At 56.1% G+C, this 12797-nt stretch carries 6 protein-coding genes; 2 read left to right on the forward strand and 4 right to left on the reverse strand.

The genetic code is table 11. The features are described 5' to 3' along the window. Positions 1 to 450: 450 nt before the first annotated feature. The gene (locus tag B5D61_RS21945) at positions 451 to 1929 is read left to right on the forward strand and encodes a DNA polymerase Y family protein (protein WP_176159611.1); all 1479 of its coding nucleotides are present in this window, start codon (positions 451 to 453) and stop codon (positions 1927 to 1929) included. Further along, positions 1922 to 5026, forward strand: a complete 3105-nt coding sequence (locus B5D61_RS21950; RefSeq protein WP_078815592.1) for a DNA polymerase III subunit alpha — start codon at positions 1922 to 1924, stop codon at positions 5024 to 5026. The genes B5D61_RS21945 and B5D61_RS21950 overlap by 8 nt, the downstream gene beginning before the upstream one ends. A gap of 2 nt (positions 5027 to 5028) precedes the next feature. On the opposite strand, the gene hemW is transcribed toward B5D61_RS21950, so the two are convergent. The 4 genes from hemW to rho all read right to left on the reverse strand — a co-directional run bounded on the left by hemW (position 5029) and on the right by rho (position 12784). Continuing rightward, positions 5029 to 6132 (reverse strand): radical SAM family heme chaperone HemW, encoded by a 1104-nt coding sequence (gene hemW, locus B5D61_RS21955; RefSeq protein ID WP_078815627.1) that lies wholly within the window; start codon positions 6130 to 6132, stop codon positions 5029 to 5031. Positions 6133 to 6181: 49 nt separating this feature from the next. Further along, on the reverse strand, positions 6182 to 7606 hold the full coding sequence (locus B5D61_RS21960; RefSeq protein ID WP_078815628.1) for a DUF1501 domain-containing protein: 1425 nt from the start codon (positions 7604 to 7606) through the stop codon (positions 6182 to 6184). A 20-nt stretch (positions 7607 to 7626) separates the two neighbouring features. Further along, positions 7627 to 10776, reverse strand: coding sequence for a PSD1 and planctomycete cytochrome C domain-containing protein (locus B5D61_RS21965; protein WP_078815593.1), 3150 nt, complete (start codon positions 10774 to 10776; stop codon positions 7627 to 7629). 226 nt (positions 10777 to 11002) lie between these two features. After that, entirely contained in the window at positions 11003 to 12784 is a 1782-nt protein-coding gene (rho, locus tag B5D61_RS21970; RefSeq protein ID WP_078815594.1) for a transcription termination factor Rho, read from the reverse strand. Positions 12785 to 12797: the final 13 nt, after the last annotated feature.

Consider the following 12797-nt stretch of genomic DNA (forward strand, 5'->3'; position numbering starts at 1 on the left):
ATCGATAAAGCCGTTAGGCAGCGCTTGCTTTGGGTGCGTTGCCATCAAGTTCGTGAGGCTATTCGTGCAGCGGATCTGCTCTTGAGGGATGGTAATCTCTCAGCGCTGCTCTTGGACCTACGCCAGGCACCCACGAAAGATCTTCTTCATCTACCGTCCAGCATCTGGCACAGGCTGCGTATGCTGGCTGAACGGACAAATGTTTCCTTGGCCGTGTTTTCTCCCGGGCCAGTCATACCCTGTGTCGCTAAGCGATGGCTCCTTCGCCCTAATCTGCATTTAGCGGATCTAGAAACATCAGCGCAAGATCTCTGTCTGCGTGTGAATGCGCAACTGCAACGTGGAAGAGGTCTTCCTTCAGCCCAATCTCCAGCGTTGGTCTCTGTCTAGCTGATCCCAATCGAAGATGAGGTGTCTATCATGTTCGCGGCTTGGCTCCTTCCCCGTTTTATGCTGCAAGCTCTGCGGGCTCGACAGCCAGATCGAATTGCTGTCTTGGAGGAAACTCCCTGTAAAACAGTCAGCCAACAAGAGAACACCCTGATTCTCAGTATCAGCCATGGAGCAGAAAGAACCGGCGTGCATCCAGGTATGACCGTGTCCCAAGCACTGGCACGCTGTCCAAATCTCCAAGTGCGCTATCGCGACGGACAGGCGGAGCAAGCCGTGCAGTCACTCTTGCTGAAGGCGGCGGAATCATGGACTCCCGACTATGAATCGACTCGTCCAGGGATCTGTGTCCTGGACCTCTCTCATACACGCTGGCTCTCCCAGGAAATCCATCTCCATGCTTGGCAAGATCGCGGATTACAAATGCGTCAGGACATGCAGACTCAAGGCTATGATCTGCGCGTCGGCTTCGCTGAAAATGCGGATCTTGCCATCTTAGCAGCTCATGTAGCAGATCCAGTGCGAGTCCTGCGTGCGGGAGTGGCTGAGGAAAAACACGTGCTGCATGACCTGCCCCTCACGATTCTCAATCCCTCTCCGCCGGTCCTGGAAGTCTTATCGCTCTGGGGTATCCGCACATTGGGGCAACTCGTCGCACTCCCTCGGGCGGACCTCGCTAGTCGTCTGGGAGCGGAAGGTTTGAGACTCAGGGATATGGCCCAGGGAGGAAAGGAGCGGCTGCTGAGTCTAGTCCGCTCTCAAGAGCAATTCCGGGAGGTCGTCGAACTTGAATCTCCCATCGAAAGTCTGGAGCCGTTGATGCATCTGCTAGAGCGACTGCTGCAGCGGCTCAGTGCCCAACTCGCCGCCTCCTGGCATGTCGCGGGCAGCCTGAATCTGACACTCAGGTTTGCAGATCGCAGCAGTCATGAACGTGATCTCGGTGTAGCCGAGCCCACTCGCGAAGTGCCTGTGTTGATGCGTCTTTTACGAACTTATCTCGAGGGGCTCACAGCAGCAGCCCCCATCATCGGAGTCTCACTAGAACTCACCCCAGTGCGTGCTGCCAGCAGCCAACCTACACTCTTTGAGCGCGGCCTAAGCGATCCGAATCGTTTTGCCGAAACACTTTCCGCTCTAGAAGTTTTGTTAGGCCGTGGACGAGTTGGCCGAGCAGAATTGCTACCCTCTCGGCGTCCGGATGCTTACCATGTAGCCGGATTTCTTGAATCGTTCACAGCCAGCGCTTTGGCCAGCACCTCAGATGCAGACCAGTTCATCGGGCTGCCTCTCCAGCGCTTCCGTCCCCCCCGTCCAGCGCTGGTGACTTTGCATCAGCAGCGCCCCGTGGAGCTTCGGCTGGATGGCACCGTGCTCTCCGTGCGTGAAAGTCGCGGGCCTTGGTTGCTATCCGGCAATTGGTGGGATCTCAGACAGGTTTGGCAACATGAAATCTGGGAGGTTGAGGACATGCAAGGTGTGCTTTACCGTCTGATTCAGGAAAACAACCGTTGGTTTGTGGAGGGGCTGTATGGCTAATCGTGTTTTCCATGAACTGCATGCTCGCAGTGCCTTCAGCTTTCTACGAGGCACCTCGCTGCCTGAAGATCTCATCCAACGGGCCGCTCATCTGGGCATGAGCACTCTGGTGCTGACGGATCGTGATGGTGTCTATGGCTCACCCAGCGCCCATCATGCCAGCCGCGAAACCGGCGTGCGCGCCATTGTGGGCAGCGAACTCACCATGGAAGACGGCGGTGTTTTACCGGTGATCGTGCGCTCGCGAGCGGGCTATCAAAACCTGTGCCGCCTGCTGACACGTTCGAAACTCGCCGCGCCCAAAGGAGAAAGCCGCGTCTCTTGGCAGGAACTGGAAGCCCATGCGGACGGTCTCACCGCACTCACAGGCGATGAAGAAGGCGTGCTGCATCGGGCCCTAAATTCAGGAGAACCCACCGCCCCAGTCCTCCTCGTGCAACGCCTCTGTCGCATCTTTGGTCACGCCCAAGTGAATCTAGAGATCCACCGGCACCGCATTCCTCGGGAAAATCATCGGCTCCACGAAATCTTGGATCTGGCTGCACACCTTCGTCTCCCCGTCGTCGCCTCCAACGCCCCTTATTACGCCACATCCGACCGCCGTATCCTCCACGACGCATTCACCTGCCTTCGCCATCACACGCATCTGGATGAAGCTGGTCTGCGGCTTTCTCCGAACTCTGAACGACATCTCAAAAACCCTGCGCAGATGCAAAGTTTGTTTACCGACCTCCCCCAGGCGTTGACACAAACACAACGCATCGTCGAAAGCGTCGACTTCGGCTTGGACAAACTGGGATATGAATTCCCGAAATACGACGTCCCATCCGGTCATGATCAGGACAGTTTTTTGCGTGAGGTCACTTACCAGTCCGCACGCCATCGTTTTCCCAAGATGACTGAGGCCGTCCGCCAACAACTTGACCACGAACTGGGATTGATTTCCAAACTTGGGTTCAGTGGCTACTTCTTGGTGGTATGGGACATTGTCCGGTGGACAACGGAAAACGGAATTTTAGTCCAAGGTCGAGGCAGCGCTGCTAACAGTGCCGTCTGTTACAGCCTTGGCATTACCAACGCCGACCCTATTGAGAGAAAACTGCTCTTTGAACGCTTCCTTAGTGAAGGTCACACCAGTTGGCCCGACATTGATCTCGATCTACCCAGCGGTGATCAGCGCGAGCGTGTGATTCAGGAAATGTATCGTCGTTTTGCGCCCTATGGCGCGGCGATGACTGCCAACGTCATCACTTACCGAGGACGCAGTGCGATGCGCGAGATGAGTAAGGTGCTCAACTTACCTCAGGATGTTTGTGAGCGTTTCACAGACCTCTATGCCAATGGCGACTTTCCCCAGACGCTGCCCCTCGACGAGCAAGTCAAACTAGCGGGCTTACACCAGGGTCATCCCCGTCTGCCGGCCCTGTTAACCTTACATCGCCAGGTTTACCGACTGCCGCGTCATCTCGGTCAGCACAGTGGAGGTATGGTTTTATGCACCAACGGGTTGGACGGCATCGTACCTCTGGAACCCGCCTCCATGCCAGGCCGGGTAGTCGTGCAATGGGACAAAGATGACTGCGAAGACCTCGGCATCATCAAAGTGGATCTGCTGGGCCTAGGAATGATGGCGGTATTAGAAGAAACCTTTGCTTCCAGCGCAGAGCGCGGACGCCCCATTGGCCTGTCTGAAATCCCACTGGATGATCCTGAGACGTTCGAAATGATGCAGAAGGCGGATACCATTGGAGTTTTCCAAATCGAGAGTCGCGCGCAAATGGCCACTCTACCTCGGATGAAACCCAAAGAGTTTTATGATGTCGTCATTGAAGTCGCCATCATTCGCCCTGGGCCTATCGTTGGCAATCTGATGCATCCCTATCTGAACCGCCGGAGCGGGAAAGAAAAAGCTGACTGCATTCACCCACTCTTCACAGATATCCTTGAACGCACCTTGGGAGTTCCCTTGTTTCAGGAGCAGGTTTTAAAGATGGCCATGGTCATAGCTGGCTTCAGCGGAAGAGATGCTGAAGAACTACGTCGAGCCATGAGCTTTCACCGCAGTGATGAACGCATCGATCATGCAACCCAAAAGCTGCGTGCTGCAATGAATGAACGATCCGTCGAAATCGCCGTTCAAGATAAACTCATCGAGAGCATCAAAGCCTTCGCCCTCTATGGATTCCCCGAAAGCCATGCCATCAGCTTCGCACTCCTGGCTTATGCCAGCGTTTGGCTGAAAGTGCATCGAGCGGCGGAGTTCTATGCAGCGCTATTGAACTGCCAGCCGATGGGTTTTTACTCCAGCGCCACGTTGGTTCGTGATGCCAAGAAGCATGGCATGCGCTTTTTACCCGTGTGCGTCGCAGAGTCCGCCATGAAATGCACGGTCCTAACCGACAACACCATCCGACTCGGTCTCAACCAGTTGTGCGGTATCAGCCGAGGTTCGTTAGAGAATCTGCTCGTGCAGCGCCAGCATCAGCCCTGGCGGGATCTGGCCGACCTACTCAGCCGCTGTCCGCTAAGCCGTGATGAACGGCGGGTGCTGGCTAAAGCTGGAGCATTGAACATCCTGGGGTATCACCGGCGCAGCGCTCTCTGGGCGGCAGACGCACCGTTTCACGACGATTTGTTAGGCCCTTTGACAACGGTCCAGGAATCTCCGCTGGCACAGATGACTCCGATGGAGCGGCTGACGGCAGATTATGACACCACCACCCTCACGGTGGGCGCACATCCCATGGGTATCGTCCGAGCTCAACTACGCACGGCTAAACGAGCGTCTGACCTGTCCAGTCTCCGCCACGGTCAATGGGTGACCATCGTCGGTATGGTCATCTGCCGCCAGCGTCCTGGCACAGCTAACGGTCATTGCTTTATCAGTCTGGAGGATGAGACGGGCATATCGAATGCGTTTGTCCGCTCTGAGCTTTTTGAGAAGAAGCGATTGGTGATTACTCAAGAGCCTTTTTTGAAGATCAATGGCTGGCTGCAAAGTCTGGAAGGCGTGATCTCCGTCGTCGCCAAAAATATTCAGGCCTATCGCTATGATAATACCAAGCGAGTTTCTGTAAAATCCCATGACTTCGGCTAACCTCACCCCATCAAGGCGACGGCAATGGAATCCACGAGCGGTTTACCCTCGCGAGTGAGGGTAATGAAGTGATCCTTCACCGAGAGCAGCCCTTCCTCCTCAAGGGTTCTGAGCATGCGCTGCTGCTCGGATTGAATAAGATTCACGGGCAGACCACGGCGTGTGCGTAACTCCAGACCAAATCGTTCGGTGCGACGGCGATCTGGAGTGAGTTCTTCCCCCGGCAAGGCGGTCCCCTGCCCGTTCTGAATCCGTGCGATGTAAACCCCCGTATCGGCCACATTTTGCCAACGCTTTTCATTCACCGTGGAATAAGCGCTGGGGCCTAAACCGAGGTATTCTTCACCTAACCAATAACTCTCGTTATGAATGGAGCGGAAGCCTTCCCGTGCATAATTGCTGATCTCGTAGTGTTGATAACCAGCCGACTCCAACTGATCCAGAGCGAGGTAGAAAAACTCCGCATCTCGCCCCTCATCCTCCTGATAACGACCGCTACGCAAGCGCTCGAAGAACTCCGTGTCTTCCTCATAGTTGAGGTTATAGGCGGAGATGTGATCGGGTTGGAGTGAAATGGTTTTTTCCACCGTGCCACGCCAAGCTTCTAGGCTCTGTCCAGGGATGGAAAACATCAGATCCAGGCTGACGCTATCGAACCCGGCACTGCGCAGCAGTTGATAGGTTTCCTCGGCATCCACTGGAGCATGGTCGCGGCCAAGGGTTTTCAGGGTCGGTTCATCCCAGGCCTGAATGCCCAAGCTGATGCGTGTGATTCCCTTTTCACGCATCATGGCCGCTTTGGAAGCCGTGATGGTGCGCGGATTCACCTCACAGGTGAACTCGGTCACTTGGGAAAAATCCAGGGTCTGACGCAGCCCAGAGAGCAAACGCTCCAGATGCTTTTCACTCAAGGCGGTAGGCGTGCCACCGCCCAGATAAGCCGTGCGCAAATCCAGAGATCGGGCGGCCTGCTCGCGATTCGCTTCCGCTACCACCGCCTCGACAAACCCCGCCATGTCCGTGCTGCCATGCTGGTGCTTGTAAAAAGAGCAGTAGGGGCAGATGCGATGGCAAAAAGGGATATGGACGTAAAGGTGCTGAATCACGGACCGATACCATGACACAAATCCGGCCGAACCGCGAGATGAAGTATGATCAGCCCGTGATCTTCGTATAAGCGTGGCCTTCGTTCTGATCGATGCGCTCCGGACGTCCCTTTTGGTGGAAGACCAGTTGGGTGTGATCCACACCCAGCAGATGCAGGATGGTGGAATGGAGGTCATGCACGTGCAGGCGATCCTTCACCGCATAGAGGCCGAGTTCATCGGTCGCACCGATCACCTGACCACCTTTGACGCCACCACCTGCCATCCACATGGAGAATCCGGTGGGGTTATGGTCACGGCCACCGCCTTGTTCGCTCATCGGTGTGCGGCCGAATTCGCCGCCCCAGATGACGAGGGTTTCATCCAGCAAGCCCCGCTGTTTAAGGTCCGTGAGCAAGCCTGCGATCGGACGGTCCACAGAGCGGCAGAGGCGACCGTGATTTTCTTCGATCTTGCTGTGAGAGTCCCATTTGCTGCCCGCACCGCTATAAAGCTGCACAAAGCGGACGCCGTTTTCCACCAGACGACGAGCCAACAAACAGTTACGTCCATACACCGCCGTCTCTGGTTTATCCATGCCGTAGAGAGCTTTGATCGCGTCGCTTTCCTTGCTGAGATCCACGGCCACTGGCGCCTCGGCCTGCATCTTGTAAGCGAGCTCGTAGGAGCGAATGCGTGCATCCAGCTCCGTATTGTCAGTGCGGGTGCGATTGTAGTCCTGATTGAGCGCAGCCAGCAGGTCCAGTTTCTCACGCTGCTGAGTCGCGCTGTAGCCTTTAGGATTGTCCAGATACTTGATCGGCACTCCATCGGAGCTGAACTCCACGCCCTGATAGACCGCAGGCATGAAGCCACTGCCCCAGTTGCGCACGCCATTCACGACGGTGCCTTCACTGTCCTTGATGACCACAAAGCCGGGCAGATTGTGGTTTTCCGTGCCCAGACCGTAATTCACCCAGGCCCCCAGAGAGGGACGCCCCCCGAAGATGCTGCCGGTATTCATCTGACAGACCCCGCCTGCGTGGTTGATGCCATCAGAGGCGCAGGAGTTGATCACGGCGAGGTCATCGGCATGCTCCGCCACGTTTTCAAACCAATCGGAGATAAGCAATCCGCTCTGCCCATAACGCTTCCAAGTGCGCTTACACTCCAAAAGCGGTGCCCCACTTTCTCCCATGGCCAGCACGGGTTCCTTGAAGCTCGGCGGGAGCTTTTGCCCTGCCAGCTTATTGAGCAACGGTTTGTGATCGAAAGTGTCCAGATGGCTGGGACCGCCTTCCATGAAGCAGAAAATGACGTTCTTGGCTTTCCCCAAACGCTGCGGCAACTGCTTCAGCACGGGATTGCTCGCACTGGGAGCCCCGAGCACGGGTTCCTTCATCAGTGCCGCCAGAGCGACAGCTCCAAACCCGCAGCCAGCACGGCTGAGGAAATCACGACGGGTCGTCAGGATATCGTAGTTATGACAAGGCATGGCATTCTGGGGGTTGGAGATCAATGCAGGTAGAAAAACTCGTTGGCGTTCAGCAAGACATGGCAGAGGTCGGCCAAAGCACGCTTGTAGGGGTCCACCATTTCGGCCATCGTTTGTTCAGCACTGGACCAGGCCAAGTTAGCGGCAAGGGGTTCACGAACATTCCAACTCACTAAAGACTCACCTGCCCAACGGGTGGGATCAGAGGTCAGTTTCTCATCAGGTTGGATGCCACGAACGACGCGAGCCGCTTCGATGATTCCATCCCACTGATGCGGCACCGCGCGACGATGAACACCGCCGATGACCAGCGATGAAGCTCCTTTGCTCAAGCCACTGCGGACGCTGTGCTGTGCGACCGAAGTCAGCATCGGTGCATTTGGCTTGTCCACCTGCTGCATCTGGAAAGTGACCGTATGAGCGCTGCAAGAAACTTTGACCGCTATGTGATAACTGACCCCCAGTTCCAAACGAAGATCTGAAGCCACAGGTTCATAGGCGATGTTGCGATTTTCATCTTCGCCCACGAGTTGGATCAATAAGTTGCGGGGTTTGAAGCGGGACTTCTCACCCGTGACGCCCAAGCTCCAGCCAAAGGCTTCTTCATTATCCTTTCCGTTATTCCAACGAGAGGCAATGGTGCGCACGGAGGCAGCCGTATCCACGCTATCCAGCTTCACAATCGCTTCGATCGTGAATTCATCGCCTTCCTTTTCATCGGAGGTGGAGACGAGACGTTCATGAGGTGTGTTTTCTTTGAAGCGGCTCGCAGCTTGCACTTCATCGCTACTCATAGCCAGCGGGCCACTTTCATTGGCGGGTTCTTCCGCCTTGGTTTGCCGTGCGATAAACTCTTCCGCCATGGCACGCTCCTTCTTTGTGGGCAGGCGCCCCAGGGCATACTCCCAGACATCATCCAGAGACGAGACCCGAGCGGCCATCTTCTGAGCCCGTGTCAGCGTCCAGTCACCATTCAGCAGCAGCAGCGCTTGCGTCGGTGTCGTGGTGCTTTGCCGTTCTGAGGTGCTGGCAAAACCTGCGGGTGCATCCAGGCTACGCAAAAGCTCATTCTGACTGTTACGCTTCTTGATCGTGTAAATGGAGCGGCGGGTGCCATTCCCATCGGTGGAAGGGCCGCCGGACGTGAGATCCAGCTCGCCGCTGGTCGCCAGCATGGCGTCACGAATCTGCTCCGCATCAAGGCGACGAGGATTGAAGCGCCACAGGTATTTGTTGGCCGGATCAATCTTAGCCGCAATGTCGGGGACTTCACGATGAGCCGTCTGGCGATAGGTCGCTGACAAGAGAATCTCACGATGCAGCTTTTTCAGGCTCCACCCACCTGCCAGGAAACGCTGGGTGAGGTAGTCCAGCAATTCAGGGTGAGACGGCGGTTGGCCCAGCTTGCCGAAATCATTGGGGGTTTCGACAATGCCTTTGCCAAAGAGATAGTGCCACACGCGATTCGTGATCACCCGAGTCGTAAGCTGATTTTCTGGACGTGTGATCCAGGCCGCCAACGTGCTACGACGGCCGGTGGAGTTCGGCAGCGCTTGGATCTCAGGGTCCTTCGGCTCCAACAAGGTCAGGAATCCAGGAGCGATATCCGTTTCTCCCTTGCGCGTTTTCAGAGGATTTGGCGGCGCTTTGGCCGTGGCATCCGTGGCCACGAAGGCCTTAACCAAGGGCTGAGGTTTAAGGTGATCAAACTTCTTCAGTTCTTCGATGAGAGCCAAATACTTCTCCTTGTCCTCAGGCTTTTTAATGGTCTTCAGCGCATCAAAACGCTCCCGCTCATAAGCCATCTGGCGCTCGCAGAAGTAGGAGAACTGCCAATCGGATGGCTCGCGCTCTTCAGGCTTCTTATCCACCATGGCGCGGATGTCGTCTTTAAACCGGCCATAGGCGGTCTTGATCTTGTTTTGGATCATCGGCTCGATGATGGCATCGATCTGCGATTGGATGTGTGCCGTCGCTGCTTTGTAAGCCGCCTCCGCCTTGGCATACTCCGCCTTTTCCTCATCGGTGGCCAGATCCATATCATCCCGCCAGCGCACAGGCGTGAAGAAGGCGCGCAGACGATAGTAGTCCTTTTGCAGGATGGGGTCGAACTTATGATCGTGACACTTGGCGCAGCCAAAGCTAAGCCCGAGGAAAAGCTCGCCTGCATTATCCGTCATGTCCGTGAGGATCACCTCATACTGCCCCCGGGCATCACGCTGATTGTATTCGTAGATGGGATTGCGCAGGTAGGAAGTCGCCACCAGCACATTCGGGTCCTTCGGAGCGATCTCATCGCCAGCCAACTGCTCGCGCACGAATTGATCAAAGGGTTTGTCCTCGTTCAGGCTCTTGATGACGTAGTCACGGTAAGGCCAGGCCGCAGGGCGGAAGGCATCCTGGTTGTAGCCATCGCTCTCCGCATACCGCGTGAGGTCCAGCCAATGCTGAGCCCAGCGCTCACCATAGCGTGGGCTGGCTAAAAGTTCATCCACCAGCTTTTCATAGGCCTTAGGGTCCTTGCTGTTCACGAAGGATTCCACCTGCTCCTTCGTCGGCGGCAGCCCATGAAGGCTGAAGTAGAGACGGCGCAGCAGTTCATGACGGTCGGCTTCAGGCGCGGGAGTCAAACCCAACTCCTGATGCTTCTTGGCGACGAAACGATCGATGTCATTGCGCCCCCAGGTGCTCTTGATTTCCGGCGGGGTCGGATTGCTCACGGGCTGGAAAGCCCAGTATTTCCGCTCTTCCTCGGTGAACCCAAATTCATCCTTCTTACTGACGGCCACTTTAGCCGTTTCGGTTTCCGGCCAAGGTGCCCCCAGCTTGACCCATTTCTCCAGGACCTGAATCTCCTTCTGGGGGAGTTTTTCTTTCGGCGGCATGGCCAAGTCTTCATCCTGGTAACGCACGGCGGAGATCACCAAAGACTTGTCCACATGACCTGGAATGAGTGCAGGACCGGAATCCCCTCCTTGGGTGATGTAGGCCAGATTGTCCATGCGCAGCCCACCCTTCTGCTTCTCCTCCGCATGGCAGGAATAGCAGCGATTGGCCAAAACGGGACGAACTTCGTTTTCAAAGAACTTCATCACCTCGGGCTCCAAAGCGGAAGCCTGGGTGGCGATAGCCAGGGTAAAAACGGGTAAAACTGAACGCGACAGGAACATGATGCCTTTATAAGGCGATCCAGCCGGACTTTTTGACAAAAAAATTCGATTAAAGGCTGCTTTCCTAACGAAGAGGGTGCCGATTCCCCTCTTAGCCCGTGGCTTTCACCCTCGTTTGCGGATCTCTCGTCCGGCCTTGTCCATGCTAGCCCAGCCAAACAAATCGGGCCTTCACGCTTAACGCATGAAGGCCCGATCTAAATCACTTCAAAAGGATAAGGGTCACCTAACAAGCAACGCCTTTGCTCGGCAGATCCACCAGCATCTGAGCATTGCTCGGATAACGCTCCATGAGGGTCAGCACACGCTGAATCGCATCGATCGGTTTATGACCGGCGAGTCCACGGCGGAGCATGTGAATCTTATCCAACTGGAAAGGCTGGAGAAGAAGCTCCTCACGACGAGTGCCGGACTTGAAGATGTTCACGGCGGGATAGTAGAACTGCTCAGCGATCTTACGATCCAACACGAGTTCCATATTTCCGGTGCCTTTGAACTCCTGGAAGATGAGGTCATCCATGCGGCTGCCAGTTTCCACAAGAGCCGTGGCTAACACAGTCAGACTGCCGGCCTGACGAGTGTTACGAGCCGCCGCGAAAAGGCGGCGAGGGATCTCCATGGCACCCACGCCCATACCACCGCTCATGGTCGCACCACCTTGTTTGGCATTGTTAAAGGCACGTGCCAGACGAGTGATGGAATCCATCAGCATGAACACATGCTCTCCACACTCCACCAAGCGCTTGGCACGCTCCACGGCAAAGGTAGCAATGCGAGTGTGGCTCTTGATGTCCTGATCGTTCGAGCTGGCGTAGATTTCAGCCTTCGGCAGGATGCGCTTGAACTCCGTCACTTCTTCAGGCCGCTCATCCACCAGCAGGATCATCAGATGCATGTTAGGATGGTTGGCCACCACAGCTTCGGCGATGTGCTGAAGCATGGTGGTTTTACCCGCACGCGGAGGAGCCACAATGAGTCCACGTTGGCCGCGCCCCACCGGCGTGAACATATCGATCACACGCGTGGTTAGGCGGTCCTTCACGGTTTCCAGCTGAATCTTCTTGTTGGGGTTGATGGCTTTCAACTCTTCGAAGAGAGGCAAGTCACGCATCGCCTCAGGCGCACGTGCATTGACTTCAGCCACGCTGGTGACCTGAGGGCCGCGCGGGCCTTTTTGTGCCACCCCTTTGATCTGCATCCCCTCCCGCAGACCATACTGACGGATAAAATCCGCTGAGATGAATGGATCATTCGGATGCTGAGCATACATCCGCTCACGCTGACGCAGGAATCCATACCCTTTCGGTGTCAATTCGAGCACGCCATCGGCGGGTTCAGGGGGGCCCATCGGCACTTCTGGAGCACGTGTGCGATCATCGTCGCCAGGTTGGCTGCTGGATTGACCACCGTTGGCTGCGGATGCCGCCTGCTGACGGGCCAATTTCTCCTGGCGGAAGCGCTCACGACGTTCCTTCCAACGCTCAAATTTAGACTTCCGGCGTTCAGGCGGAGCAGGAGCTTCCGACGTAGGGGCTGGAGCAGGAGCCGATACAGGCTCATTCTCAGGCGCAGGTGGCGGGACAGGAGTCGCTTCAGCAATGATGGGCAGAGGCTCCTCAACAGGTGCGGCAGCGGGTGCGCTTTCGGCAACTGGGGCTTGAGTCGCCGTCACTTCCGAAGGAGCTGACGGAGCAGAACTCTGTTCCGTCTGTTGCATCTGCGCCAGCATCTCCGCAGCCTTTTTCGAGACGGCTGATTTGCGTGGAGCCCGAGGCTTTTTCGCTTCAGCAGCTTGGACTGCAGGAGCTTCAGCGACGACGGCTTCAGGCTGGATTTCAGGCGCTTCGTCAGGCTTGGCTTTAGCCGCTTTTTTCGCCGGCGCTTTCTTAGCGGCGGTCTTTTTCGTTGCAGCTTTTTTTGCCGCAGCCTTTTTGGCTGGAGCCTTCTTGGCAGCCTTCACAGGCTTATCATCCGAAGTTGGCAGATCGAGCAGGAGTTCGTCACTCATGATGGTTTCAAAA

It is taken from the genome of Prosthecobacter debontii (genome assembly GCF_900167535.1).
In the GTDB taxonomy this organism is placed as follows: domain Bacteria; phylum Verrucomicrobiota; class Verrucomicrobiia; order Verrucomicrobiales; family Verrucomicrobiaceae; genus Prosthecobacter; species Prosthecobacter debontii.